This window comes from Burkholderia mycopellens (genome assembly GCF_964265025.1).
Classification (GTDB): Bacteria; Pseudomonadota; Gammaproteobacteria; order Burkholderiales; family Burkholderiaceae; genus Burkholderia.
Genome location: NZ_OZ183802.1, coordinates 2,984,091 through 3,010,266 on the forward strand (window position 1 = coordinate 2,984,091; position 26,176 = coordinate 3,010,266).

Genomic DNA, 26,176 nt, shown 5'->3' on the forward strand with positions numbered 1-26,176 from the left:
GGCGAACGGCCGCGTCGTACGCGGCTCAAGCGACGTTCGACCGGATTGTCGCCGCACGGTTCAGACCCCAGGCGCGATTTCACACTATTTTGCAAGTTCCGCGCGACATCGCCACGCTTGCTTACCCGAATCCCCCCGCCAAAAGAAAAGGCCGCACGTCCGCCGAAGCGGAGGTGCGGCCTTCGATCGCGGCCGAGCCGGACGATCGAACGAGCGCAGCGTCAGCCGAGTAGCGGACGCAGCTCGCTGACGACCTTGAGCTTCGTGTCCGGCGTGCGGCCCTTGCGTGCGCGCTTGCCGACGTGCGGCGCCAGCCCCGCATACGACAGCGTCTCGTCCATCGCCTTGCCGCCGCGGCCGGTGCCGATCAGCACGACGCCCGCCGGATCGATCGCGAGCGCCTGAACGAGCGTTTCCTTGTCGTCGAGCGCCATCAGGATCACGCCGCGCCCGCCGCCGGACAGCGTCTTCATCTCGTCCATCCCGAACACGAGCAGGCGGCCGCCGCTCGACAGGCACGCAATCTGCGTTGCTTTCGGCAGCACCGGCATCGGCGCGAGCGGCACCGCGCCTGCGTCGATCGTCATGAACGCCTTACCGGCCTTCACGCGGCTCACCATGTCGCCGACCTTCGCGAGGAAGCCGAAGCCGTTGCTCGACGCGAGCAGCAGTTGCTGGTCGGCCGGCGCCGCGAAGTAATGCATCAGGTGCGAGCCCGATTCGAGCTCGATCAGCGACGTGACAGGCACGCCGTCGCCGCGCCCGCCCGGCAGCACCGACACGTCCACCGAGTACACGCGCCCGCTGCTGCCCCATGCGATCAGGCGGTCCGGCGTGCGGCACTGGAACGCCGCGTACAGGTGGTCGCCCGCCTTGAACGTGAAGCCGGCCGGGTCGAGCCCGTGGCCCTTCAGCGCGCGCACCCAGCCCTTCTGCGACACGACGACCGTCACCGGTTCGTCGACCACCTTCGCCTCGAACGTCGCGCGCTTTTCCTGCTGGATCAGCGTACGGCGATCGTCGCCGTACTGCTTCGCGTCGGCCTCGATCTCCTTGATCATCAGCCGCTTCATCGCGCTTTCGTTCGCGAGCAGTTCCTCGAGCTTCGCCTTTTCGTCGCGCAGCGCTTCGAGTTCCTTCTCGATCTTGATCTTCTCGAGCCGCGCGAGCTGGCGCAGGCGGATTTCGAGAATGTCTTCCGCCTGCCGTTCGCTGAGGCCGAACGCGCTCATCAGCGCGGCCTTCGGCTCGTCCGACTCGCGGATGATGCGGATCACCTCGTCGATGTTCAGGAAGACGATCATCCGCCCTTCGAGGATGTGGATGCGGTCGTCAACCTTCGCGAGACGATGGCGCGTGCGCCGCGTCATCGTCAGCTGGCGGAACTTCACCCATTCGTCGAGGATCGTCAGCAGCCCCTTCTGGCCCGGCCGGCCGTCGGCGCCGATCATCACGAGGTTCAGCGTCGCGTTCGATTCGAGGCTCGTATACGCGAGCAGCGTGTTCACGAATTCCGTCTGGTCGATCGTGCGCGACTTCGGCTCGAACACGAGCCGCACCGCCGCTTCCTTGCCCGACTCGTCGCGCACTGCGTCGAGCAGGTCGAGCATCGCCTTCTTCGTGTTGAGCTGCTCGGGCGTGAGCGTCTTCTTGCCGAGCTTGAGCTTCGGGTTCGTCAGCTCCTCGATTTCCTCGAGCACCTTCTGGCCCGACGTGCTCGGCGGCAGCTCGGTGACGACGAGCTGCCACTGGCCGCGCGCCAGATCCTCGATCTTCCATTTCGCGCGCACCTTCAGGCTGCCGCGGCCGGTTTCATAGGCCGCCGCGATTTCCGTGTCGCTCGAGATGATCTGGCCGCCGCCCGGGAAATCCGGGCCGGGAATCAGGTTCATCAGCTCCGCGTGCGTGAGCTTCGGATTGCGGATCAGCGCGACCGCCGCCGCCGCGACTTCGCGCAGGTTGTGCGAAGGGATTTCGGTCGCGAGACCGACCGCGATGCCCGACGCGCCGTTCAGCAGCACGAACGGCATGCGGCTCGGCAGCGTCTTCGGCTCCTCGAACGAGCCGTCGTAGTTCGGCATGAAGTCGACCGTGCCCTGGTCGATCTCGTCGAGCAGCAGCTTCGCGATCGGCGTGAGGCGTGCTTCGGTGTATCGCATCGCCGCCGCGCCGTCGCCGTCGCGCGAGCCGAAGTTGCCCTGCCCGTCGATCAGCGGGTAGCGCAGCGAGAAATCCTGCGCGAGACGCACCAGTGCGTCGTACGCCGACTGGTCGCCGTGCGGGTGGTATTTGCCGAGCACGTCGCCGACCACGCGCGCCGACTTCACCGGCTTCGCGTCCGGGCCGAGGCCCATTTCGTTCATCGCGTAGAGAATCCGGCGCTGCACCGGCTTCTGGCCGTCGCAGACGTCGGGCAGCGCGCGGCTCTTCACGACGCTGACCGCGTAGCTGAGATACGCCTGCTCCGCGTAGTTGCCGAGCGTCAGCGCTTCGGCGTCCGGTGCATCGGAGCCGGCGAAGAGATCGGAAGTGTTGTCGTCCATCTGAATTCCGTATTCGTAAGTGGCGTGAGGCCGGGCCGGGTGTCATCCCCGGCCGCGCGGGCGCTCGGCTTAGATATCCGCTTCGACGTCGTTGCCCTTTTCCTCGAGCCAGCCGCGCCGCGCGGCTGCCTCGCCCTTGCCCATCAGCATCGTCATGCGCGCGACGGTCGCCTCGTAGTCGAGCTCGCCGAGCTTCACCGGCATCAGGCGGCGCGTGTCGGGGTTCATCGTCGTATCCCACAGCTGCTCGGCGCTCATTTCGCCGAGACCCTTGAAGCGGCTGATGCTCCATTGCGTCTCGCGCACGCCGTCCTTGCGCAGCTTGTCGAGGATCGCTTCGAGTTCGCCGTCGTCGAGCGCATAGAGCTTCTGCGCGGGCTTCTTGCCGCGCGCGGGCGCATCGACGCGGAACAGCGGCGGACGCGCGACGTACACGTGGCCGCGCTCGATCAGTTGCGGGAAATGCTTGAAGAACAGCGTGAGCAGCAGCACCTGGATGTGCGAGCCGTCGACGTCCGCGTCCGACAGGATGCAGATCTTGCCGTAGCGCAGGTTCGACAGGTCGACGGTGTCATCCGGGCTGTGCGGATCGACGCCGATCGCGACCGAGATGTCGTGCACCTCGTTGTTCGCGAACAGGCGGTCGCGCTCGGTTTCCCACGTGTTCAGCACCTTGCCGCGCAGCGGCAGGATCGCCTGGTATTCCTTGTCGCGGCCCATCTTCGCGGAGCCGCCCGCCGAGTCGCCCTCGACGAGGAACAGTTCGTTGCGCGCGATATCTTCCGTCTCGCAGTCGGTCAGCTTGCCGGGCAGCACCGCGACGCCTGAGCTCTTGCGCTTCTCGACCTTCTGGCCCGCACGCGTGCGCGCCTGCGCCTGCTTGATCACGAGTTCGGCGAGCTTCTTGCCGTGCTCGACGTGCTGGTTCAGCCACAGCTCCAGTGCCGGACGCGAGAACGACGACACGAGCTTCACCGCGTCGCGGCTGTTCAGGCGTTCCTTGATCTGCCCCTGGAACTGCGGATCGAGCACCTTCGCGGACAGCACGAACGACACGCGTGCAAACACGTCTTCCGCGAGCAGCTTCACGCCCTTCGGCTGCAGGTTGTGCAGTTCGACGAAGCTCTTGACCGCCTGGTAGAGACCGTCGCGCAGGCCGGATTCGTGTGTGCCGCCGGCCGGCGTCGGGATCAGGTTCACGTACGACTCGCGCACGAGCGAGCCTTCCTCGCTCCATGCGACGACCCACGACGCGCCCTCGCCTTCGGCGAAGGTGTCGTCGCCCGAACGCGAATCGGCGAAGCGCTCGCCTTCGAACAGCGGGATCAGCAGCTCGCTGCCGTTCATTTCGTCGAGCAGGTAGCCGCGCAGGCCGTCTTCATATTTCCAGGTCTGGCGCTCGCCCGACTTCTCGTTGACGAGCACGACCTCGACGCCCGGCAGGAGCACGGCCTTCGAGCGCAGCAGGCGCTGCAGTTCGCCGAGCGGCAGGTTCGGCGAATCGAAATACTTCGGATTCGGCCACACCTGCACGCGCGTGCCGGATTTCTTCTCGCCGCGGCCCGCACCCTGCGTCGCGAGCGGTTTCACGACGTCGCCGTCGGCGAAGCCGAGTTCCGCGATCTTGCCGTCGCGCCAGACCGTCACGTCGAGGCGCGTCGCCAGCGCGTTCGTCACCGACACGCCGACGCCGTGCAGGCCGCCGGAGAACGTGTAGGCGCCACCCGCGGCCTTGTCGAACTTGCCGCCCGCGTGCAGGCGCGTGAATACGATCTCCACGACCGGCACACCCTCTTCCGGGTGCATGCCGAACGGGATGCCGCGGCCGTCGTCCTCCACGGATACCGACTGGTCCGCGTGCAGCGTGACCGTGATCTGCTTGCCGTAGCCGCCGAGCGCCTCGTCGGACGCGTTGTCGATAACTTCCTGGATGATGTGCAGCGGATTCTCGGTACGGGTGTACATGCCGGGGCGCTGCTTGACCGGCTCGAGACCCTTGAGCACCTTGATCGATGCTTCGCTATAGGCCGCGCTGGGTTTCTTCGTTGACATAGGCGCTGAATTTCGTCATTCATCGGGACGTTGTCCACACCTCGTGTGGATAACGTCGTGGACAAAACGTTGAGTTCCGTAAAAAAGCGAATCGAAACAACGGTGTGCTTGGACTGCTCCGAAAGCGGGCGCGCGGCGTGCGCTGCGCTGCCCGGGACGCGCGGTATTTTACTGGTTCCGCGTGGCACGCCAATCGCGGAATCGCGCGCGGCGGCCGCCGGCCGCGCGACGCGACAAGCGTTTTACGCGGGCTTGCGCTTCGCCTCGAGCGTTTCCCACCGTTCGAGCGCGGCGAGCAATTCGTCGTCGATCGCCGCGAACCGCTCGGTCAGGCGCGTGCCTTCCTGCGGATCCTTCGCGAAAATCGAGCCGTCTTCGAGCTGCGCATTGATCGTCTTCTGCTCCTCTTCGAGCGCGGCAATCTTCTCCGGCAGCGAATCGAGCTCGCGCTGCTCGTTGAACGACAGCTTCACCGTGCGTTGCGCGTTGCGGCCCGCAGCGCTTTTCGCCGCCTCTTCCTTGACGGGCGCCGCGTCCTTGACCGCGCGCTTTGCCGCTTCCTGCTGCGCGAGCTGATCCGCACGCGCACTCTGGATCTGCCAGTCGGTGAAGCCACCGACATATTCGCGCCACTTGCCGTCACCCTCGGCCGCGATCACCGACGTCACGACGTTGTCGAGGAACGCGCGATCGTGGCTGACGAGCAGCACCGTGCCGTCGTAGTCGGCCAGCAGCTCCTCGAGCAATTCGAGCGTCGGGATGTCGAGGTCGTTGGTCGGTTCGTCGAGCACCAGCACGTTGGCCGGACGCGCGAACAGGCGCGCGAGCAGCAGCCGGTTGCGCTCGCCGCCCGACAGCGACTTCACCGGCGAACGCGCGCGTTCCGGCGCGAACAGGAAATCGCCGAGATAGCTCATCACGTGCTTGCGCACGCCACCGATCTCGACCCATTCGCTGCCGGGGCTGATCGTATCCGCGAGGCTCTTTTCCTGGTCGAGCTGCGCACGCATCTGGTCGAAATACGCGACCTGCAGGTTCGTGCCGGTGCGCACCGTGCCTTCGTCCGGCTTCAGTTCGCCGAGAATCAGCTTGAGCAAAGTCGTCTTGCCGGCGCCGTTCGGGCCGATGAAGCCGATCTTGTCGCCGCGCATCACCGTCGTCGAGAAGCGGTCGACGACCGTGCGGCCGCCGTAGCGCTTCGTCACGTCGGCCAGCTCCGCGACGATCTTGCCGGACTTCTCGCCCTGCGCGACGTCGAGCTTCACGTTGCCCTGTGCATTACGGCGCTCCGCGCGCTCGTTGCGCATCTGGACGAGCCGCGCGATGCGGCCGACGCTGCGCGTACGGCGTGCTTCGACGCCCTTGCGGATCCACACTTCCTCCTGCGCGAGCAGCTTGTCGAACTTCTCGTTTTCCACGCGCTCGATTTCGAGCTGCTGCGCCTTGCGCGTCTGGTACGCGGAGAAATTGCCCGGGTACGACAGCAGCCGGCCGCGATCGAGATCGACGATGCGCGTCGCGACGCGGTCGAGGAACGCGCGATCGTGCGTGATGAACAGCAGGCCCGCGCGCTGCGCGACGAGCAGCTCTTCCAGCCAGCGGATGCCGTCGAAGTCGAGGTGGTTGGTCGGTTCGTCGAGCAGCAGCACGTCGGGCTGCAGCACCAGCGCGCGCGCCAGCGCGACGCGCTTCTGCATCCCGCCCGACAGCGCGTCGACCGGCGCGTCGACGTCCGCCAGGCCGATCTGCGCGAGCGTCATCGACACACGTGTGCGCCAGCTCCACGCGTCGTGCGCGTCGAGCGACGACTGCAGCGCGTTCATCCGCGCGAGCAACGCATCGTGCTCGGCGCCTTCGGGGATATCCGCGAGGCGGTGCGCGATCGAATCGTATTCTTCGAGCAGTTCGCGCGTGTGGGCCAGCCCCGATGCCACTGCGTCGAACACCGTCGCGCCCGGCTCGAATTCAGGCTCCTGCGGCACATAGACGGTCACGAGCTCCTGCTGGCGCGTGACCAGCCCGTCGTCGGGCTTCGCGAGCCCGGCGACGATCTTCAACAGCGACGACTTGCCCGCGCCGTTGCGGCCGATCAGGCCGACGCGCTCGCCGGCTTCCAGCGAGAAATCCGCGTGATCGAGCAACGCGACGTGACCGAACGCGAGCTGCGCGCCGGAAATGGAATAGAGCGACATGGGGAGACGGCGATGAGAGAAATCGGAAGCGCCCATTGTACCGGTCGCGGGCGACGCCACCGGTATGGCCGGACGGATAAGCCCGGCAAACGGGTTGAGGGGCGGGCTGGAACGCGCTTTCGACGGCTGGCAGGCAGTGTCCAGCGAAGCGCGTCGACGCGATGCGATGGTACACCGGGTGCGCCCGGCTTCCGGTCGCGGACGCCGGCCTCGGGTTCCGGGCAAAAGGCCCGCGTCGGCCAGATGCCTGCGGCCGGCCGATCGATCATGCCGCGCCGGACGCCCAAGGCGCCCGTACGCGGCACACGCGATTACTTCACATTGATCGAGATCGTCGAGCTCATTTCGGGGCCGTACGACCGGTGCATGCCGTCGCCGAACTGTAGCGTCAGCGTATGCTGGCCGGGCGGCAGCTTGATATCGGTTTCGGTCTGCGCCTTGCCGAAGTGCAGCGAACGTTGGTTCGCGGGAATCACGTCGCCCTTCGGGACCGGCTGGCTGTCGATCAGCAGGTGATGATGGCCGGTATTCGGCGTCATGTCGCCGGCCGGTCGAAGTTCCATCCCTTCGACCCCGAACTTCACGTGCACCGGGTTCGACACCGTCGCGCCCTCGCTCGGCGCTTCGAAATACACGCGCGCCTCGGCCCGCGCCATCGTCGACACGGCCATCGCCGCCACACACACCGCACCCGCGATCCACTTTCTGTTTAGCATCGTATTCTCCTTATGATTGGACAGCCCGGGAAGCATACACCGCACGCAGGGCATATGTGCTTCGGTGGCGTTGTTCGCGATGCGTACGTTTAACACGACGTTGCGGAGCCGTTCGGCGAAATTCCGGTACCATTGCGCCTTTCGTCCGCCGGCCAGGCCGCGGACGGCATCACCGGATTTCCATTTTTCCCGAGCGCTACATGAGCGAAGTAACCGAATACCAGAGCTGGGTCTGCCTGATTTGCGGGTGGGTCTATAACGAAGCGGAAGGGCTGCCCGACGAAGGCATCGCACCCGGCACCCGTTTCGCCGACATTCCCGCCGACTGGCGCTGTCCGCTGTGCGATGTGGGCAAGGAAGATTTTGTTGTCGTCGATTTCTGATTCGCTGACGCTCTGATTTTCCGGTCGCGGCCGATTGCGCGATCACGCGCGTCGGCGTGCATTCCGCCCCGCCGACGCGCCGCGTGTTTGCTATACTCTGCGCGCTGTCCACACCGCCGTCCGGTTCGCGTGTTTTGCGATTACCCGGACATGGCTCTCCCCGTAGTTCAATGGATAGAACAAGCGCCTCCTAAGCGCTAGATACAGGTTCGATTCCTGTCGGGGGGACCATCTAAGTTCCCAACACTTCCCAAGGTTGCCCAAAAAGTCGCACACAGCCTTGTGGCGCCTAGGCTTTTGCTGCCATCATTGCCCAAGGTTGCCCAGTACAAGCCAAGTGCATTGGGGGTATCAGTGGGAATATACCCCGAAGCGCTCGGCATCGATACCCCCAAGCCAATGCCAAAGCGAACTGATCCGCTAACCGAACTGCAAGTGCGTCGCGCAAAGCCCGCCGAACAGCCATACCGCTTAGCTGACGGCAAGGGGCTCTATCTGCAGGTCATGCCGAACGGCTCCCGGTACTGGCGCATGAAGTACCGGTTCGACGGAAAGGAAAAGCTTGCGTCGTTCGGCGTCTATCCGGAGGTGACACTGGCCGAGGCTCGGCAAGCCTGCCTCAATGCACGGAAGCAACTAGCCGCCGGTATCGATCCGACCGAGCAGAAACGGGAAGTCAAGCGCACGCGGGCGATCGAAGCGGCGTCGACGTTTGAGGCTGTCGCGCGCGAGTGGTTTGCTACTCAGAAAGACGGCTGGACCGAAGTGTATGCGGGCAAGGTGATCAACTCGCTGGAGGTCGACGTTTTCCCCCGGATCGGCCATCGTCCGATCCGAGACATCGAGGCGCCCGACATGCTCGAGATCCTGAGGGCTGTCGAGTCCCGCGGCGTGCGAGAGACGGCAAAGCGCATCCTCCAGCGCTCACGGGCGGTATTCCAGTACGGAATCATGACCGGGAGATGCCCCCGCAATCCTGCCGCGGACATCGACGCTGAGACTGTCCTCAAGAAAGGTACGGGCGTCAAACACATGGCGCGAGTCAAACCCGTCGAGATTCCGCAACTCATGCGGGACATCGCGGCCTACCAGGGCGATCTCGTCACTCGGCTGGCGCTTCGCTTCATGGCCCTGACGTTCACTCGGACAACCGAGATGATCAACGCGGAGTGGGACGAGTTCGACGAGCGCGCCGCCGAATGGCGGATTCCGCCCGAGCGGATGAAGATGCGCGACCCGCACATCGTTCCGCTGTCGCGACAAGCGCTCGACACATTGGCCACCTTGCGTGAGCTGAACGGCGGCCACCGGCATGTCTTCTACAGCGTCCAGGGCCGAAGCCACATCTCGAACAATACGATGCTCTATGCGCTCTATCGTATGGGCTACAAGTCACGAATGACCGGCCACGGGTTCCGCGGGTTAGCTGCGACTGTGCTACGCGAGCTCGGTTATAGTCGCGATGTTGTCGATCGGCAACTTGCCCATGCTGAACGCAATCAGGTTACCGCAGCATACGTGCATGCCGAGTTCTTACCCGAACGTCGGAAGATGATGCAACACTGGGCAGATCACCTCGATGCACTGGAAGCTGATGCTCCGGTGATCCCGATCAACGCCGCGCGGTAAACGATCACGAACAGAACCTAGCGATATCCTGGCGGCTCATATACGGCGAGGCCCGACGGATAGACGGGCCCCTTGTACGCAATCGTGCGTACTCTTAAGTAACTAGGGGAACTTCGCGTGAAGATTGGCGACATCAACCGCCAGCGGCCCAAGATCCCGCTGAATTGTTGCCCAAACTTTAGCGGGATCAACGGCGAAGTAGTGATGAGCCAACAGATCACGCATTCGTTTGGCGTACTTTAGAGCAGTAGCCAAGGTCGCTGGACATTGCCCAATCTCACTCTGGCACACAGTCAGCAATGAACTGGCGGCCTCCCCAATGATTACAAATCGATAGCAACATGCCGCCACCAACCCGTCAGAAGCAACAAACGCCTGTTCGTCGTGTCCGTTCACTTCGCTCAAGATAGCCTGTGCCGAGCGAAGTATGTCTTCGCAGCGCTCGCGGGGCGTTGGCACGACTAGACCTTCTGGGCAATGCTCAGAATACGGTCGCGATCACTCCCCTTTAACCCACCTTCGGTGAGTATTGCTACCCGAGCGTGCAGTTCGTCAGTCAACGCATCCTCCATCTTGAACACGTCGAAATACGATACCTGCCCCTCCGGCTGCACAAGCAAGACCACTTCAGCCTCGCCCACTACCTCGGGAATGTAGCGGGGATTTTGGACATGAAAGCGCGCCAAGACCCCGTTGATCGCGGTCTTGTGGTCGCGAACATAATCGATTGGCTTCATGGCTCGGCGCTCCACTACCTGTCGCGCGGCACCGCAGCTTGACAGGTGCATTTTTTTCACTATGAAAACTACGACTTCACTCTATCCCGCTGATTCCAGCGTGTCCATAGCAGATAACGACAAACTGTGACCAAATCTTAGGGTGTCGCGATCCCATCACTAAACGACGCAAGATTTACACCACCATCCACTCGGCGGCCTTCTAAACGTTGTTCAGGGCTCGAGAGCTCAGAATGAGTCCTCCTTCTGTTACATCCACGAAACACTCGCTTGCCACGACAATTTAGTGACAGAATCAAACGCCGGTCATTTGCCGGTCATCTTGGAGTTGTCGCGATGTCAGAAATTCCGAATCTGATTGGCGCCTTGATCGTTGATACCCTCACTGCTGCATCGAGTTCAATCGCGAGTTTCGGCGGAGCGGCCCTTAGCTCAGCGTTGAGCGCAGTAATGGAAAGGCGTCAGGGGGCAGCTCGAGAAATCCTGTTAGATGAGATCCGCCACGGGGGCGCCTCTCCGACCACTGACGACATCGATGAATCCGTCTCAATCCTGTATCGATACTGGCGCGCCGCCCAAGAAGGGACGGGCCGCTTGAATCTCCGCTTGCTGGCTGCCGTATATGCCGGCCAGGTGCGCGACAAAGCCATCGTAGCCGACGATTTCCTGTACTACGCCGACCTACTGGCGTCACTGCGCCGAGATGAAGTCATCCTACTTGGAACGTTTCTACGGCACTCAACGGCCCCAGATGACACACCAAGAATCGGCCATGAACCACTGCACCTCACGCGAACAGAGCTAGTGCCCAACGTATTTGTGGCCCCTGAAGACTTTAAGGCCGCGCTTGGGGCCCTTCAGCGAACAGGACTGATCTCTGCCGACGCTGTAGGTGGAGCAGTCGGAGGTGGATCGAGCATGGTCTATCAAGTCACGAACCTACTACGACAGCTCAATCGACTTGCGGAGATTGAGCAGGTTGTGAGCCGCGATCATGCCGCATAGCCTCGCAAAAATGGCCGTCGACCTGGCTACCTCTTGTTTCTAACGACGAAAAGGTCCACCAAGCTACCGCACCGCTCATCCAACTGGCCTTTTACAGGCAATCACCATCGACCGCTCGTTCGTCTTCGCTCCGAACAGGCCACCACCACCCGCCCCGACCGAAGCAGCGCTTTCGTCGCTTCGATCCAGTACATCATAGCCGGCTGTCTTGCAGAGATTGCCTGCAGCCTCGAAGCACTTGTCCCACCCTCGTGCGAGGCCGCTGCAATTCAGCGTATAGGCAGGACGGCCATCGGGCGCGTAACTCTCATGGACCGAGGCACAGGATATGAGCGTCAGGCACAACAGGAGGGAACATATCTTTTTCATTACTTCCCCGCATGATTCCGGCAACACGAGTCTCGAACTGCCTCATACGCCGATATCAAAACTGACTGATGACCTTAGCCTTGATGGTTTCGTATTCGGAATCGCTTATAAGCCCTTGATCGAGCATGGCCTTAGCTTTCTGTAGCCGCTCCGTCGGACTTTCACCAGCCGCTGCCGCGGAGTCACCGAAGCTGCCCTGAAACCCACCGGATTTGGCACGCATTTCCTCAAGCTCGCGCTGCCGGCGCTTTTCGCGCCACGCCTGCTCCTGCGCCTGGCAGATACGGTAGATTGCTTGTGCCTCTGCTTTGCGCAAACCGGAGAATTGAAACCCACGGAGCGCGCCGCCGCTCGCCAAGTCGGGTTGAGTCAGGGCGGTAACCGTCAACGTACTGCCGAAAATGCCCGCCTTGATATGGGCCGTCTTGATGTCCTGCCAGCGGAGGTCAACCGGCGAAAACCCTCCGATTAGGCCTCGCGTCAGCCCGATTAGACGACCGGATGTCGCCGCCACTAGGGCGCGTCGATGCAAAAGCGCAAACAGTCGGCGCTGCACCGTGCTCTCTTGAACGGTTTCCCCTGCGACAAGCATTGAATCAAGATACGACTGTCAGCGTCGGATAGATACTCCCCACTTTCGTCGAAGTAATTTTCCCCAGTTTTTTATCTGATGGCGCCGCGGTAGCGGCGCCGTCCTGTCGATCGCCGACCATATCGCCCTGGAGATCCGTCGTGGGGGTGTCGGTGGTCGAGCTGGAGGAAGTGATGACGATTCTGGAATTGCATCGGCAAGGGCTGAGTATTTCGGCCATCGCTACTCGACTGGGTATGGACCGCAAGACCGTTCGTAAATACATCAGGAATGGCGTTCAGGCGCCGCGTTACGGTCCGCGCGCACCGCGACCGTGCGTGGTCGATCCGTTCGTCCACTACGTCACCGAACGTGTGCGCGAGTTTCCCGACCTGAGCGTCGAGCGACTGCTGCGCGAGATTCGGGCCATGGGGTACACCGGTGGCCGCACGGCACTGGGCGACCTGGTTCGGGAGGTCCGGCCGCCCCGCCAACGTGGCTTCGAGGTGCGCTTCGAGACGCCTGCCGGGCATCAAGCGCAGGTGGATTTCGCCCACTTCAATGTCGAGTTCGGCGACGCGCCTGGCCAGCGACGCTCGATCTGGCTATTCTCGATCGTGCTTGGGCACAGCCGCTATCTCTGGGGACGTTTCGTCGAGCATCAGGACCTGCAGACCGTCCTGCGCTGCCACATGGATGCGTTCGAGCACCTCGGCGGCGCTCCGCGCGAGATTCTGTACGACCGGATGAAGGCGGCCGTGCTGGGCGAAGTCGAGAAGCACATCGTCTACAACGCGAAGCTGGTCGCGTTTGCGCAGCACTACGGCTTCGCGCCGCGCGCCTGCAAGGCATATCGCGCCAAGACCAAGGGCAAGGTCGAGCGGCCGTACCGCTATATCCGGCAGGACTTCTTCCTGGCGCGTCGTTTCCAGAATCTCGCCGACTTGAACCGACAGTTGCGCGAGTGGCTCGACACGGTGGCCAATGTGCGCGTGCACGGCACGACGCACCGCGTCGTCGCCCAGCACTTCGGTGAGGAGCGTCCCGCACTGCAGGCGTTGCCGGCCGGCACCTTCAACGGCGTGATCCGGCTCGAGCGTCGCGTGAGTCACGAAGGCCTCGTCTCGGTCGGCGGCAACTACTACAGCGTGCCCGATCGAACACGCAAGCGCACGCTCGACGTCCACAGTCTGGCCCACGAGATCCGCATCTACGAAGACGGTGAACTGCTGGCGGTTCATCCCGTGCTCGAAGGCCGGCGACGAACCTCGCTGTTGCCCGGCCATCGGCGCGCAAATCAGCGCAAGCAGCCAGCACGACACCCATCACCATCGGTAACGGTAGCCGTAGCTCGCCGGCCTCTGTCGTTCTATGACCAGGTCGCAAGACGCCTCGCAGATGCTGGGAGGACCGCATGAGCGGCATGCCTGCCTCGACACTGGAACGCATCCGGCGCTATCTCGTCGGCTTGCGCATGCCGCGCGCGCTCGAAACGCTGGACGCCACCCTGAATCGCTTCGAGCAAGGCGACAGCTCGATGCTGGAAGTGTTGGAAACGCTGCTGGGCGAGGAGTTCACGACGCGCGAGACCCGCCGCATCCGGATGGCGCTGCAGACCGCGCGGCTCGGCACGATCAAGACGCTGGCCGGTTACGACTTCAGCTTCCAGCCGAGCCTCGACCGAGATCGCATCATGACGCTTGCGCAACTTGAGTTCATCGAACGACGGCAGACCGTGCACTTCCTTGGGCCGCCCGGCACGGGCAAATCGCACCTGTCCATTGCGCTGGGCGTGGAAGCCGTGCGCGCCGGCAAGAGCGTCTACTTCGGCTCGCTGGCCGAGATCGTGAACTCGATGGCCAAGGCCGAGCGGGAGGGCAACCTGGCGCAGCGCGTGCGCTTCCTTGCACGCAACAGCCTGCTCATCGTCGACGAGATCGGTTACCTGCCGATCGGCTCCAACGGCGGCAATCTGTTCTTCCAGCTCGTCAACGCCTGCTACGAGCGCTGCGCGATCATCCTGACGTCCAATCGCAGCTTCGGCGAATGGGGCGAAGTGTTCGGCGACAGCGTGGTCGCCGCGGCGCTGCTCGACCGGCTGCTGCACCACGCGATCGTCGTGCAGATTGAAGGCACATCGTACCGCCTACGAGAACACGCCGATCTGCTGCCCGACCATCTGCGCAACCGACCATCTTCCCTGAATCACCCGTCCGCTGAACCGGTTCGTCGGCGCCCGGGCCGTCCGCGAAGGAGCTCATCCGATCACATCGCCGGCTGATCACCGTCCGAACAGGGTGGGGAATTTTACTTCGACACTTCTGGGGAAATTACGTCCGACGTTGACATACGACCACGCTTTCGGCATCTCGGCTGCAAGGCTGGTTGAGCTCTTATCTGCCATGGCATTCCCCGTCAATTGTGATTGTGTTGTCGCAGTCATTGCGCTGCGGTTCGGAAAATCCTAGCAGATTTGAACGGCGACGCTGCATGGAATACATGGGCAAAAGACCATTCCCGGTAGCTGGCGCCGTGCTGGATCTCAGCGGCTGGACCGCACTGCTCGAACGCTCCCACACAATCACGTTTATTCGTCTCATTCATCTCTGTATTGCAAGGGATCGGAAAGATAGCGATGAATCTCGACGTTCTTCCACACCGTGCACCGCGATGACAATTGAATCGGTTGCGGTGCCCTTCCGGAAAGGCAGAGCTTTCGCCATGTCTCCCTGCACACGCCCACAAACGGAGCGATTTGCCTCCAGCGCGAGTGGCCAACTTCCGGCAGCGTGTCGACGTGCTTATGCATGCTTCGCCTCCGCACCGGCCAGCGCCTCACGCCCATAGACGCGCTCCACCCACGTCCCGCGCCCGTCCCCGTGGCCAAGCCATGTCGACACCCCAGCGGCCGCCTCCCGGCGCGATACGCCGGCCGCCTTCTGCCGTTCTAGATGTTCGGTCGCATACGCATACCGGAGGCTATGCGGCGCTCGTTCATCGGTCATACCGGCCTTGCGCACGACGTAGTGGTAACGCTCCATCGCCCGTTTCAGATCCGGCTTGCGTACCAGCTTCCCGCCGTACTCGTTCGACAGCCTGATCGCACGCTCCACCAACTCGGCGGCGCGCTGCCGATCCAGCGGTGGGCTTCGACGCGTCTTACCTCCCTTCGTCCCGTGAATGATGGTCACGAAGCCATCCCCGATTGGGTTCGAAAGCGCGCGGCGCCATTCAGCAAGTGACTTGATGCTTTGAACCGCCTCCCTTGCACGCAGTCCGAGTTCAAGCTGCAGCTCGAGCACAATCGCAATGCCCGGGTCGATCGCAGCAACGGCGGCGCGGTACGGTTCCAACTCGTCACGCATCATCGGCCGCTTCGTGCCGGCCCGGCTTGCACCCGACAAACCGAGCGCAGCATTGCTCATCTTGTCAGCGAACGGCCGACGACCGATCCCTTCGAGCGCCGTTCGGATGTGCGACATATTGTTGACGGCCGTCCGATTCGAACGCCCTCGGCGGGTCATGTCGTTCGACCAGGCGATCAGATGCTTCTCTTTGAGCTGACCGGTCGTGTGAACCTGAAAGCCCATGTCCCACAGAAACCGCGCGAAACGCGCGAGCGACTTCTCGCGACCTTTCCAGGTCGAGTTTGCCTGTTTGCCACGCGCCCCGCGCGCAGCACGGCACAGGTCGGCCGTGAGAGATTTGTGCGACATGCGTACCCCGCATCCATGACTTGAGGCTCGACCCCAGTTGCCTCCCTGTCCGCTGGACGGAGCCGCGAAAACGCAGCTGGGAGACAACAAACGGGGGCACGAGCCTCGGCCTGGTGAGATTGGGAGCGTTCTACGCCAGCTAGCTGACGCAGCCCGGCACGCATGAACCCAATGAGGTTCAACGCGTGGCGGGAAGACGCTTCCCCCGTTTGATCCGTGTTTTGGCTTTGCGACCGATCGGGGGGCGCCAATGCCCCGACCGCGCGAATTGATGCGTGCCGAGCGAGTCGACACGAGATTCCAGACGCCGCGGCCAAGGACGCCGCTAATCGTCACGAAGGCGATTGAGACGGACGCAGCAAGACACGGCGTAAGCGCTGGGGAGCGCACGTCACGGATTGATTGCCACAGGAGCGGCATACGGGGATTGCACATCGCGCCTTCCGCAGAAAGCAAAAGGCGATGGAGGGCTTCACCTACCGGCGAAGCAGTCACGAGCCCATCAGGAAACGATGGACGGATTTTGGGCGTAGGCCCTACTCAGTTCATTCGGTGATCAAGTCACCGCGCTCGCAGAGCGAGCTTTCAAAACAATTGCCGATTAGTCTCGGCGCACTTCGGTCGATGCCCTTAACCCGGGCTAGGTATGAAGGAAGATTAGCGGGGCTCGCACGGCTTGGCAACAATTTTTCAGCGGCCCCTGTCCTGCGCTGAAGAGTGGCAGCCACGTCTACAGAGTGACACACGCATACTGTCGCGACGGCATTCGGTCTACGCGAGATATCGCAAAGTGATGCGCCGCTAGAGCAGGAAAAGCGAGTTGTTGTCGTGCCGCGACAACCGAAACTAGATGTCAGATACGCAAGTCAAGACCTGATCTCTCAGTCACGGTCAGATCAGGTCTGAGATTGCTTGGCCGTCACTTCATCAAGGGCCGTGATCGCCCCGGAGCTGCCGGTCGCGGATGCAAGGTAGCTTGCTAGGAAGCCGCCGTCGGACACTGCTCGTCGGCAACGCACACTCACGCCCAATCTGCTTTTTCGCCAAGTACGATTCGACGTCCGAATTCGGTCATTCGACTCCAGGGATTCAACGGCCTAAGAACACTGTAAAATTGGCCCAACAGTGGGCCGCGATGGGGTGGCTTCTATCATTGGGCTCAAGGAGCGAGGCCATGGCATCACTCAACTGCGGACGCGATGGCGATTTCTGGATTGCACATGCGCTTGAGTGCATCCCCGACGAAATCTGGAACGAGCATGGCGACAGGTTCGCCTTCGTTTCCACCACTGACTCCGACGGCCGCCGATTGGGGCGCGCATTCGCCGCAGACAAGCACATCATCGTACTTGCCGAGCGCGTCATCCCGCGCGGTCCTGTGGCTGAAGACCACCCAGGTGTCCGCTACCTACACTTCGTCGTACTGCATGAGGTAGCACACGCAGTACGCAACCACCGGCCGCCCAGTGAAATCACACCGGAAGCCAACCAGGCCCAGGAAGACGAGGCCAACGCCTTGGCATTCGAGTGGTTCAATGCTTACTTGGCAACCAAGATGGCCAACGGCCTCGCACTGTACACAGCAGATGAACTGAACGAGGCACAGGCACACATGCGAGAAAGGATGATTGCTGCCAGCCATGCTCCTTGGTAATCGTGGACGAATATGTTATTCCCGCGGACTGGCTAGCTTTCTGCGAAATTGATTCGTGGCACCCAGAGAGCAAGTGCTATCCTTGGTCCGGCACCCAGGCGGTCGAACTGGTGGCCATTGAAGACATCCAACCGCCCCGGCGTAACCCTGGCATGGAGCCGTTCCGCAAGTATAAGTTGGTGCCAGTCCTCTTGGCGTTCATGTCACCGAAGTGCGCTCTGCCGCCGGTGGCAGTCGAACCGTTACCCAATGGCTCTGGCTTCAGATACCGGGTGATAGATGGCTTTCATAGGTTCTACGCGAGTCGCGCTGTGGGCTACGCCTGTATTCCTGCCGTCATCGACGAGGCATTAGAGTTGCAGGCGTCCGCTGAAACGAATGCATAGAAGCCTACCCTGAAGCGGACGTTCGTGGCTGACCGGTTGTGGCCGAACTAAGTCCGACGAACTTACGCTGTCTGTTTGGTCTAGTCCAGCTTTATACACGTCAGAAGTGGGCATCGTTTTCGGCGGCGCGCGACACATACTTGCGCAGTTGCCAGTCTCGAATCTGTAGCAGCGCGTTTGCCCACTGCCCAGGCGTCAGCGACCTCCACGACGCCTCCGGTTTCGGCCACACACGTCGAACGCGGAAACCGTCGATGTCATGCCATGCGGGACTAGTGGGATTCGCCTGTTGCGCGGGTGTGTAAAGCGCAACGAATGCCGGCAGGTTCGCCATCTTCGCCAGTTCCCGAATAACGCCAGTGGGCTTCTCTTGCCCGATGTCCTGAGCGACCTCGACAAGAGCCAACGGAAGCTTGTTCCCGTACCCGTATTCGACGAACAGGACGCTATCCAGGTCGGCCATCGTCAATGATTGTGCTTTTCGACGCTCAAGATAGCGTCCAATCGATCGCGGCCGATGCCAGACGCCGTAGCATCGGTCACGGATCAGAAATTGTTCTTCTTGCATATTTTTCTCTGCCTGCTGACGGCTCTAAGGATGGCCCCTCAGAAGCCAACCAACACAAGAGAGGTTATGAATCAACGGTTCAAGGCACTCCGATACCGTACAAATACTCGGCGGGATCTTCCAATTCTTCGACTGGCTCCCAGTTTTCCAAAATCGGAAGGTTCCGCTCGATTACAGCTCGCACACAGGACGCGAAGCAGTCCTCCATGCCCAAACGAACGTCCCCGCTCGTCTGAGCCAGTTCACATCGAAGCTCTTCCGGGAATCGCACATTTACGCTCCAGTCCGCTCGACAACGCTCTTCCCAGCGGATAAGCAACGCGTGAGCACGTGAAACGCCGAAACAGTAATCGGGAGAGAGATCGCGCTTAGCCATGATTGGTCCCCGCTGCCGTCGTGAATTTTCCCGCTTGCGCGTCAGCCTGCTGTCTGATTATGGCGGCCGCGTACGCAATGCGCTCGAGCCGGACCGACAAGTCACCCTCACCCTTGCAAAGACCGAGGATTACATTTGCAGCCGCCTCGATTCTTTCGATCTCAGCCATGGCACACCTCCTTACCATCGGCCTCAATAGCCGATACAGCAGAATCAAGTAGTCCCTTGGCCATCGCTGCGACTGCGATAGCGGCGTACATCTGGCTCGAGCATTCAGTGCTATTGGATGCAGCGTCTCTAAGCACGTCCAGCACGACGCTGAGATGGCATGACGAAGCCTCCAGGGCTTCAAGAACCGGCATACCAGCCGTGACCGAAAAATATCCAGTCATCGCATTGCCATCAAGAGGCTCCTCAGCGAGAGTCTTAAGCGTGCGAATGTCAGACATAGTTCACCTCTTCTTGGGGGGTGCCGGACGCACCAATCACGATTCCTCTGTCAGCTAGCACCTTTGCGAAACAACCGGTTGCACCCACGCCGAGTGCGGAAATTGCACTGTCGAGCCGGCCGCCAATCAACGGCAGCAATTCGCTCGCCATAGAACACGCTGCGCCCTCCCTGTCACTGCCAAGCGAGCCATCGAGGATTATCCAAAGATCGCTCAAGGCCTGGACGGCGCCGGAAATGTCTCGTGCAGCAGTTTCTCGATTGTCGATTTCAGCCATTGCCCACCTCCACCTCAAGTTGGCAGAACGCGGTGCTCACGCTCTTGACCTTGCGGCACGCCTGCAACAAAACACATTTGAGAGGCAGTTCGTCGATGGCGTCATCAGGTGTGACTTCATACAGAATGTCGAGCAGCCCATCAAGCTCCCCCAAATCGAATAGGGCTTCGTTGAATCTCTCTTTAAGGTTTTTCTTATCCACGCTGCACCTCCGTACGGGCAATTTCGACGAGGCGGCACAGTGCGTCGCCAGCGATATCCAACGCATCTGCATCTGTGGACGCAATCGAGGCGTTACGCAAAGCGTCTCGGACGATTCGTTCGACGAGGCGGGACGAATCCTCGCGATCAGTTGATTCATTTTTAATCATCATGTTGTCCTAATCATTAGGCACAAAAAATGCTGTCGACTGGGGTCACTCCGTCAACCATCCTGCTCTTCGGTCAGTGACAACTCCATGTCATCCGTCTCGAGCGAAAACAACTGACCGCCCTTCACCAAGGCATGATTCGTGATCGCCGGCAGGTTGGTGCGCGCGTCGACGCACCAGAGTGGACTGCCCAGTATTTCGACCTTCCAGTCGAGGCAGATGTCCGCAGCGCGCGATAGGACGCGGATGATTCGCGTCTCGTGGCGAGTCGACAGAATCGCAAGTTGACCAACGCGAACGGGCACGGAACTTTGCTGCATCGATGCTTGGGCGCGCATAGCTATCTCCTCATCGCTGTGGATGGCAACACTGGGGATCACGGTGACTTCATGATATACACCACGGTGGTTCATTGTCAACACCACCGTGGTCCATCATAATCACGACATGACACGTGAAGATCCACAAATGAAGCTGCGCCTGCCGGTCGAATTGAAGGACCGGCTGACAGAGCTCGCGGAGGAGAACGGCCGATCGCTGAATGCGGAGGTCGTGAGGCGGCTCGAAGAAAGCCTTGAACGGGATGCGAAGGGAGTACCGCCAGTCGACGACCGAACGATGGACCTCTTCGCCGACACCGTGGCCGGCAAGGTCGTTCAGGCGCTCGATGAGCGGGAGAAGCGGCACAAGCGTTAGTGCAATAGCCACTGCCGACCTGACCGACCGCAGCGTTGCACTACGTGGTTGGCGAGTAACCGTACTACTAACCTAGATGCACTAGTCGCTGCCTAGCCAATGGCGGAAGCAGGTTCCGCCAGCTGGTGATGATTATTATTTAAGGACAGTTCAAAGCAGCGATGGTATCGCGAAGCCAACGAATACCTCTGTTCGAGATATCGAGTTCAACCTGCAGAGCACATCGCAAAACGGAGCAGAAGAGCGCGGGGGGAAGCGTCTGTACCGTCAGAGAGGTCTGACCGCTACCGACTTGCTGATTGATTAGATAAGAGTCGACGATTTTGATACTACTGAACTCCACCCAGCTTTCCAATACAAGAAAGCCACCCTGAATACCAACATAGTGACCGGCACGTGGCGTACCAGTCGAACATGCCGGGTCGTCGGTCAACCCATTGGGTTTAGAGGTAAATACTGCCGTCAAGGCATCCGATCCGTCCGGACTGGTCGCCATCACCAAATAATATTTACGCTCCCATTGCTGTGTTTTCGTATTGAGATAATAGCGATCGTCCTTCCAGATCTGTCCAGAAGTAAAAAGTGGGGGCGGCATTAGTGAGCGTACTGACCGTTATTTTCAGCTTCGAGCGCTGCCTGATACATCGCTTCCTCTGCTGCTATTTCCAAGATGTCCGCACGATTGGGCGCATCTTCAGGTACAGCAAGATCATACGGGATAGTTTTGAATGCGCCTTGGCCGCCGTGCCATACCTTGTCCCAAGCTCCATTCTGCTCGTGTGTAACATCGATCATTGTCGGCGACCGGGTGTTCGAATAACGATCAGCCAAGCCGCGCATAATATTGATTTGACGAGGAGTAAAATCATCCCCATCAAATATTACACCCTCCCTTACTTTGACCGTTTGCCTAACATAATCGATGATCCGCTCTTCCTCGATATATACGACGGACGCAAGATCGGCATTAAGCCCCTCCCATTCCTGCATCAACTCAATGGGCACCGGCCCAAACTTCCATGCTTGATACTCGAACCCGGTAACACTCTTGCCGGTGTGGCTGAAATTCTCGAAGTCGAGCAGATACAAAAGCTTAAAGAGCTTTATTTTCCCGCAGAAATGAGTGTTCTGAGCGAAGAAAATAATGGCATTAATCAGGCGATTCCGGCTAACTGTAGACATACCCCCCTCTCTTGGGGCACCCAAAAAGCCCCACAACCTGTTGATTTCATGGAGATAGTTTAGCACGGCCATGTCGTTCATGCGTGCCGATAATGGAGGCCGCCCGAAAGTGGCCAGCATCAAGTTCCAGCCGGGTATGCCGGAATTGTGGGAAGCAGCTGTGTGGGATCGCTCGACTTGGCACCCAGAATCGCGCGCAGCGCCTTACGGCATGCGGTCCATGCCGGAGGTACAGCAATCGCGCTCCCGCAGCAGCAGAGAATCGTGGTGTCCGAGGCTTCAACAGCAACTTTAACGAGTGTTAGGGGACCGACCAAGCAGCGACAACCTGTGGCGACGCGATCTGAACTGCAGCGGATGACGCCGGCAAAATTTGCCAGCTAGTGCACCGTTCGGGCGGCCGCGAAGAGCCGGATCTTCTGACTAAGACGGGGACGGAAATTGGGCTAGCCTCAACTTTGGGGGTGCCCGATCGCCTGTCGAACAAGTGCAAGCTCTCGGGCGCGACGTTACCCAAGATGATTGCCCCCATGACGTTTGATGACGCCCGGCTTTCCGACACGTGTCACTGGCTACGATGAGTGGAATCCGACTCCACTCAAGTTTTTGTGGGCAGCGCCGATACTATATTCAACGAGCACTCCCCAAAGGAGAGGACCAGTGGAAAACGATTCGACCAAGGACGCTCACGACGAGGACGAAGAAGCCGATCGCAGATTGTTGGAAGGTGCTGAGAACTGGAACATCGAATACATGAACCTCTCCGAAGACTGGTCGAAGATGGTCAACGGAGACGGTAGCAAGGAACGGTCAATCGCGGGACTTAAACTACTTGGGAAAGGTGCATTCAACATTGGCAAGTGGACATTAACCGAAGGGCTTCCCAAGTTTGCCGAGGCATACAAAAAGTCTATCGAAGATCAAATCGCCAAATCAAAGAAGTAACAGAATCAGGAAATGACAATGCCGACATATGGAATCGAAGCCGTTGCGTATGACAAGGATGGGCGCCGTCTGAACGGAAATACTCACACAATCGTCGCGGACAATATGCGAGACGCCGAGCGTATCGCGGCAAGCCGACAGAAATTTCATGTTGGAACTGTTCGTGTGGAGACTCGGGTGCTTCACCAAAGGTGAACCGAGACACATCAAAGCGTGTGGGAACGAGGCTGATCGCAAGCCCATTGCAACCGCCTGGTGGCTTCGCTATCGCCGCTTTTTCCTGTTCCCCCCGCTATTATGGGGACTCGAAAAACCCGCTCGATTACAGCTTTCCTTAACGGTCGATGTCAGGTCTCGACCTGACAAAACCGTGCGAACGTGACTGCGAACCGCCTAAGTGCAAACCGGCACGCAGACGATTCGACTTTGGACAACTCAGAGAGCCAATGTGGACCCACTGAACGAGGTTTCCCACCGCCCGTTAGGCGTCTCGCTTTCGAGGTCATGTGCAATGTCGAATAGGACGAACTTGCCGTTGGCGAAAGGCAGCTCGCTTTGTATCTGGCACGTCTTGCCGATGGCGAGCTGTGGATTGAATAGCGTGCGCACATTCACCAGGCCGTTGATTCCGCCGCTGGAGGGGTAGCCAATCATTCCCGTGCCCGGCGAGATGAGCGGTACCGAGCCGCCGCGACTACCGCCCTTCGGCCAGATGGCCAGCGTCCCGTTATCGATTGTCCAGTTGATATCGGCCGCTGTGGCGCAGGCCATCATCTGACGCCTCGGGGAGCCGGGAAAGTAGGGCGTCGACAGCATCACCGAGACACCGTTATTTTCAAACGTGTAGCCGTTCTCCGTGGCAAGGTTTTGCATGATGACTGCAGCATCGGCGGAGCCCGGAAAACTCAACGCGGGCGTCATCTTGACCGCCTCAAGCAGGCCGCCGTGCGCCGTGACAACCAGACTCACATCGGGTGCGCGCCCGAAATCGGGAACAGCCTGCGAGATCTGCCCCTGGAAAATCCTGCTCATGCCAGCAATATCATCCCCGGCTTCGATGGTGAGCTGGTTGAACTGAATCGATAGTCGACCATCAGCCGCCCGGTTGACGTTGGAAAGCTGGTTTCTCAGGGACGGCGAGAGCCCATGCACGATCACCGAGGCCTCGCCCATTGATGCTCCCCCTGCATTGGCAATAGTCGCCTGAATGCGCAGGCCGGTAACGGTCACCGTGTCATATTTGCCATCGAATGTGTATTGCACGCCATTCGTGTCCTGTCCCAGCTTGAAGGTTAGATTGATTTTCTTGCGCGTGAAGCTCATAGGATTTCCGTTAGGTTTGGTTCAGTTGCTTCCTGCAGGCGTGCAACAAGGTCGTTAGCGAGCCCGCTACGGGCTCGCCACCCCACACCACCACGTTGATGACGTTTCCGTTTTCAATGATGGCGTAGTTGCTCATAGCATCACCATTCGATAAGAACGAATCCCGGAGCACCCGCAGCACCGCTTCCACCGGGCACCGCGGAAGCGGAACCATAGCCGCCACCGCCGCCGCCGCCGCCCGAACCAAATCCATAAGCTGCAGCCGCTCCGTTTGCAGTGGTACCAGCTCGGCCATTCGGACCACCTCCGCCAAAGGGACACGACGCGCCAACGCCGCCGTTCCCTGCATAGTTGCCATCGGAGCCGTTGCCGCCTATCGGATAACCTGCGCCACCTGCTCCACCCGCACCACCGCCGCCGGGGCTGTTCGATTGAACAGAGTTGCCGCCAATACCAGAGGCGCCGCCAGTCAACGTAATAAGCGAGCCTACGATGGTATTGCCACCGGCCGTACCAGCGCTCCCAGCGCCGTTCGATGGCGACGGACCTCCTGTGCCAGCTGCGCCGATCGTGATCGGGATGTTTGCCCCAGGTGTAACGGTATAAGGTTGGCGAATAATGCTTTGACCAGCTCCACCGCCGCCGCCGCCCCCGCCACCAACAAGACTCGACTGACCTCCGTTGTTGCTCGCGCCACTGCCGCCACCACCACCGCCAGCACATGCGCTGATATAAATCGTGGTCACAAGAGCAGGCACCGTAAATGTGCTGCTTGATGTGAAACGAGAAATACCCTTCAAACCACCAAAGAGTTGGTTGGCTTGTACGGCGTGTTGGTTCTGAGTCGCAGATCCAACTTGCCAGGCATCGACGTTGGTATTCGCACCATCACCACGAATCTCAATGGCGCCCGGGACAATGACTAAGGGTGTGCCACCGTTTTCAAGTACAGAAAGGGTGTACGAACCAGGCACGGTCTGATTGACCACGTACCAAGTTTGCGTGGTGTTCGGGAATGTGACTTGAACGTTGCCGGTAAGTGTTCCGGTGATAAAAATAATGCGTTTTGAATATTGAGCCGCCGTCAAAGTGATGTTGGCATTCGTTACCGGAATCGTCGTCGAACCATAGAACGAACCCGGCAACCAATTAGAACCGCCAGCGGCAGTAATTGTGGTGCTTGAAGCTGTCTGCGAACTGTTAACCGTGTACGTTCCAGTGCCACCAGTCCCGGTTCCGAGCGCAAGAATTTGCGTTCCCGTCGTAATGCCCGTGCCAGATAGAATCTGTCCTACTTGCATGGTGCCAGACGACACCGCCGTCACAGTAAGTGTGGTGCCAGAAATCGAACCAGTGAACGAAGCAGGGCCTGCGTCCGGATCACTTTTGTTATTGTCGACAGTGTTACGCCAAAATCCCGAACCGTCACCACTTTGAAGTACAGCACCGTTCGGATATCCACCAATCGCGTTCGCAAAGGTCGCGTTATAAACCGGCTGACCGCCGACTTGTTCCCACTGGACGCCGGCAGTGATCTGATTGAGCAAGCCATTCATATCCTGCCCAAAGGGCGGGACACCCCCGGCATTGACAGCCAGGAACGCAAGGGGAGGGAATCCATCCGCCAAACTTGCGGCACCGTTCTGAATGCCAATTTGGCTGGCAACGGGGATCGGACGGATGTAGCCGGCCTCCGCAGAATTGGCAAAAGGGATTGGGAAACTAGTGGGTACTTGACTGGCTTGCATGTTTTAGAAGTTCCAAAAAAGTAACGTCCGCACAAAGCGTGCTGGAGTTGGTGTCTTCCCCGAGATTGAAGGTCGGGCTGATTTTCCAGTGTGTAAGGCACACGGTCGCCCTCTTAGAGTTGTTTTGTGCACGCCCTGAAGGCGCGCAGCAGGTCGTTAATACGCTTCCGGTAGGCGAGCCAGTCACGGGCGCGCAAGCCATGTACGAGCGCGTTTTGTGATGCCGCGGCTTTACCCTCATCAGTCACCGGGCCCGTGGATTGCTCCCACGGTTTCCATCTGCGGATC

General features: G+C 60.3%; 28 protein-coding genes and 1 tRNA gene. 10 read left to right on the forward strand and 19 right to left on the reverse strand.

The features are described 5' to 3' along the window. Positions 1–221 precede the first annotated feature (221 nt). From parC to ACPTTC_RS13815, 4 genes are all read right to left on the reverse strand, one after another. Complete coding sequence (gene parC / locus ACPTTC_RS13800) at positions 222–2,543, reverse strand: DNA topoisomerase IV subunit A (RefSeq protein WP_423392792.1); 2,322 nt, start codon at positions 2,541–2,543, stop codon at positions 222–224. Between the two features lie 69 nt (positions 2,544–2,612). Next, the gene (gene parE, locus ACPTTC_RS13805) at positions 2,613–4,595 is read right to left on the reverse strand and encodes a DNA topoisomerase IV subunit B (protein WP_423392793.1); all 1,983 of its coding nucleotides are present in this window, start codon (positions 4,593–4,595) and stop codon (positions 2,613–2,615) included. Positions 4,596–4,837: 242 nt separating this feature from the next. Then, entirely contained in the window at positions 4,838–6,787 is a 1,950-nt protein-coding gene (locus ACPTTC_RS13810) for an ATP-binding cassette domain-containing protein (RefSeq protein ID WP_423392794.1), read from the reverse strand. Positions 6,788–7,098: 311 nt separating this feature from the next. Beyond that, positions 7,099–7,503 (reverse strand): DUF4399 domain-containing protein, encoded by a 405-nt coding sequence (locus ACPTTC_RS13815; protein ID WP_175951054.1) that lies wholly within the window; start codon positions 7,501–7,503, stop codon positions 7,099–7,101. A 200-nt stretch (positions 7,504–7,703) separates the two neighbouring features. Here ACPTTC_RS13815 and ACPTTC_RS13820 point away from each other — a divergent pair, with 200 nt between their 5' ends. The 3 genes from ACPTTC_RS13820 (at position 7,704) to ACPTTC_RS13830 (ending at position 9,515) form a co-directional block, all read left to right on the forward strand. Further along, positions 7,704–7,886 carry a rubredoxin gene (locus ACPTTC_RS13820; protein WP_006398668.1) on the forward strand — a complete coding sequence of 61 codons (183 nt, stop codon included), beginning with the start codon at positions 7,704–7,706 and terminating at the stop codon, positions 7,884–7,886. 156 nt (positions 7,887–8,042) lie between these two features. Beyond that, positions 8,043–8,117, forward strand: a tRNA-Arg gene (locus ACPTTC_RS13825). Between the two features lie 168 nt (positions 8,118–8,285). After that, the gene (locus ACPTTC_RS13830) at positions 8,286–9,515 is read left to right on the forward strand and encodes a tyrosine-type recombinase/integrase (protein ID WP_423393362.1); all 1,230 of its coding nucleotides are present in this window, start codon (positions 8,286–8,288) and stop codon (positions 9,513–9,515) included. A 102-nt stretch (positions 9,516–9,617) separates the two neighbouring features. Here the strand turns inward: ACPTTC_RS13830 and ACPTTC_RS13835 are convergent, their stop codons facing one another. Both ACPTTC_RS13835 and ACPTTC_RS13840 read right to left on the reverse strand, forming a co-directional pair. After that, positions 9,618–9,974, reverse strand: a complete 357-nt coding sequence (locus ACPTTC_RS13835; protein ID WP_368076027.1) for a DUF86 domain-containing protein — start codon at positions 9,972–9,974, stop codon at positions 9,618–9,620. Positions 9,975–9,976: 2 nt separating this feature from the next. After that, a complete protein-coding gene (locus ACPTTC_RS13840) occupies positions 9,977–10,252 on the reverse strand; it encodes a hypothetical protein (RefSeq protein ID WP_174916487.1) in 276 nt (91 codons plus the stop codon). Between the two features lie 336 nt (positions 10,253–10,588). On the opposite strand from ACPTTC_RS13840, the gene ACPTTC_RS13845 reads away from it, so the two are divergent. Beyond that, positions 10,589–11,257, forward strand: coding sequence for a hypothetical protein (locus ACPTTC_RS13845; RefSeq protein ID WP_423392795.1), 669 nt, complete (start codon positions 10,589–10,591; stop codon positions 11,255–11,257). A 424-nt stretch (positions 11,258–11,681) separates the two neighbouring features. On the opposite strand, the gene ACPTTC_RS13850 is transcribed toward ACPTTC_RS13845, so the two are convergent. After that, positions 11,682–12,182 carry an SHOCT domain-containing protein gene (locus tag ACPTTC_RS13850; protein ID WP_423392796.1) on the reverse strand — a complete coding sequence of 167 codons (501 nt, stop codon included), beginning with the start codon at positions 12,180–12,182 and terminating at the stop codon, positions 11,682–11,684. A gap of 176 nt (positions 12,183–12,358) precedes the next feature. Here ACPTTC_RS13850 and istA point away from each other — a divergent pair, with 176 nt between their 5' ends. Then, a complete protein-coding gene (istA, locus tag ACPTTC_RS13855; protein ID WP_423391356.1) occupies positions 12,359–13,615 on the forward strand; it encodes an IS21-like element ISBcen28 family transposase in 1,257 nt (418 codons plus the stop codon). After that, positions 13,612–14,478 carry an IS21-like element ISBcen28 family helper ATPase IstB gene (gene istB / locus ACPTTC_RS13860; RefSeq protein ID WP_124681121.1) on the forward strand — a complete coding sequence of 289 codons (867 nt, stop codon included), beginning with the start codon at positions 13,612–13,614 and terminating at the stop codon, positions 14,476–14,478. Before istA ends, istB begins: the two co-directional genes overlap by 4 nt. Before the next feature lie 520 nt (positions 14,479–14,998). Here the strand turns inward: istB and ACPTTC_RS13865 are convergent. Continuing rightward, positions 14,999–15,913 (reverse strand): integrase domain-containing protein, encoded by a 915-nt coding sequence (locus tag ACPTTC_RS13865; RefSeq protein ID WP_423392797.1) that lies wholly within the window; start codon positions 15,911–15,913, stop codon positions 14,999–15,001. 1,174 nt (positions 15,914–17,087) lie between these two features. Here ACPTTC_RS13865 and ACPTTC_RS13870 point away from each other — a divergent pair. Continuing rightward, positions 17,088–17,567 (forward strand): hypothetical protein, encoded by a 480-nt coding sequence (locus ACPTTC_RS13870; protein WP_423392798.1) that lies wholly within the window; start codon positions 17,088–17,090, stop codon positions 17,565–17,567. 110 nt (positions 17,568–17,677) lie between these two features. Continuing rightward, on the forward strand, positions 17,678–17,953 hold the full coding sequence (locus ACPTTC_RS13875; RefSeq protein ID WP_423393363.1) for a ParB N-terminal domain-containing protein: 276 nt from the start codon (positions 17,678–17,680) through the stop codon (positions 17,951–17,953). Between the two features lie 100 nt (positions 17,954–18,053). Here ACPTTC_RS13875 and ACPTTC_RS13880 read toward each other — a convergent pair whose 3' ends face one another. From ACPTTC_RS13880 to ACPTTC_RS13905, 6 genes are all read right to left on the reverse strand, one after another. Continuing rightward, complete coding sequence (locus tag ACPTTC_RS13880) at positions 18,054–18,521, reverse strand: hypothetical protein (RefSeq protein WP_423392799.1); 468 nt, start codon at positions 18,519–18,521, stop codon at positions 18,054–18,056. 368 nt (positions 18,522–18,889) lie between these two features. Then, entirely contained in the window at positions 18,890–19,066 is a 177-nt protein-coding gene (locus ACPTTC_RS13885; protein ID WP_423392800.1) for a hypothetical protein, read from the reverse strand. Continuing rightward, positions 19,059–19,346 (reverse strand): DUF3077 domain-containing protein, encoded by a 288-nt coding sequence (locus tag ACPTTC_RS13890; RefSeq protein ID WP_423392801.1) that lies wholly within the window; start codon positions 19,344–19,346, stop codon positions 19,059–19,061. The genes ACPTTC_RS13885 and ACPTTC_RS13890 overlap by 8 nt, the downstream gene beginning before the upstream one ends. Then, on the reverse strand, positions 19,339–19,623 hold the full coding sequence (locus ACPTTC_RS13895; RefSeq protein WP_423392802.1) for a hypothetical protein: 285 nt from the start codon (positions 19,621–19,623) through the stop codon (positions 19,339–19,341). The genes ACPTTC_RS13890 and ACPTTC_RS13895 overlap by 8 nt, the downstream gene beginning before the upstream one ends. Further along, positions 19,616–19,984 carry a hypothetical protein gene (locus ACPTTC_RS13900; RefSeq protein WP_423392803.1) on the reverse strand — a complete coding sequence of 123 codons (369 nt, stop codon included), beginning with the start codon at positions 19,982–19,984 and terminating at the stop codon, positions 19,616–19,618. Before ACPTTC_RS13900 ends, ACPTTC_RS13895 begins: the two co-directional genes overlap by 8 nt. Before the next feature lie 63 nt (positions 19,985–20,047). Continuing rightward, positions 20,048–20,407 carry a hypothetical protein gene (locus ACPTTC_RS13905; RefSeq protein WP_423392804.1) on the reverse strand — a complete coding sequence of 120 codons (360 nt, stop codon included), beginning with the start codon at positions 20,405–20,407 and terminating at the stop codon, positions 20,048–20,050. 34 nt (positions 20,408–20,441) lie between these two features. On the opposite strand from ACPTTC_RS13905, the gene ACPTTC_RS13910 reads away from it, so the two are divergent. Further along, positions 20,442–20,690 carry an Arc family DNA-binding protein gene (locus tag ACPTTC_RS13910; RefSeq protein ID WP_423392805.1) on the forward strand — a complete coding sequence of 83 codons (249 nt, stop codon included), beginning with the start codon at positions 20,442–20,444 and terminating at the stop codon, positions 20,688–20,690. Between the two features lie 139 nt (positions 20,691–20,829). On the opposite strand, the gene ACPTTC_RS13915 is transcribed toward ACPTTC_RS13910, so the two are convergent. Next, entirely contained in the window at positions 20,830–21,285 is a 456-nt protein-coding gene (locus ACPTTC_RS13915; protein WP_423392806.1) for a hypothetical protein, read from the reverse strand. Beyond that, positions 21,285–21,992 carry a Panacea domain-containing protein gene (locus tag ACPTTC_RS13920; RefSeq protein WP_423392807.1) on the reverse strand — a complete coding sequence of 236 codons (708 nt, stop codon included), beginning with the start codon at positions 21,990–21,992 and terminating at the stop codon, positions 21,285–21,287. Before ACPTTC_RS13920 ends, ACPTTC_RS13915 begins: the two co-directional genes overlap by 1 nt. 540 nt (positions 21,993–22,532) lie before the next feature. On the opposite strand from ACPTTC_RS13920, the gene ACPTTC_RS13925 reads away from it, so the two are divergent. After that, positions 22,533–22,817: a hypothetical protein gene (locus ACPTTC_RS13925; RefSeq protein WP_423392808.1), complete on the forward strand. Its 285-nt coding sequence runs from the start codon at positions 22,533–22,535 to the stop codon at positions 22,815–22,817. Between the two features lie 435 nt (positions 22,818–23,252). On the opposite strand, the gene ACPTTC_RS13930 is transcribed toward ACPTTC_RS13925, so the two are convergent. Genes ACPTTC_RS13930 through ACPTTC_RS13940 form a run of 3 tightly spaced genes read right to left on the reverse strand, consistent with a single transcriptional unit; the run spans position 23,253 to position 25,888 of the window. Then, the gene (locus tag ACPTTC_RS13930) at positions 23,253–24,140 is read right to left on the reverse strand and encodes a baseplate hub protein (RefSeq protein ID WP_423392809.1); all 888 of its coding nucleotides are present in this window, start codon (positions 24,138–24,140) and stop codon (positions 23,253–23,255) included. A 10-nt stretch (positions 24,141–24,150) separates the two neighbouring features. After that, positions 24,151–24,276 (reverse strand): hypothetical protein, encoded by a 126-nt coding sequence (locus ACPTTC_RS13935; RefSeq protein ID WP_423392810.1) that lies wholly within the window; start codon positions 24,274–24,276, stop codon positions 24,151–24,153. A gap of 4 nt (positions 24,277–24,280) precedes the next feature. Then, positions 24,281–25,888 carry a hypothetical protein gene (locus ACPTTC_RS13940; protein WP_423392811.1) on the reverse strand — a complete coding sequence of 536 codons (1,608 nt, stop codon included), beginning with the start codon at positions 25,886–25,888 and terminating at the stop codon, positions 24,281–24,283. Positions 25,889–26,176: the final 288 nt, after the last annotated feature.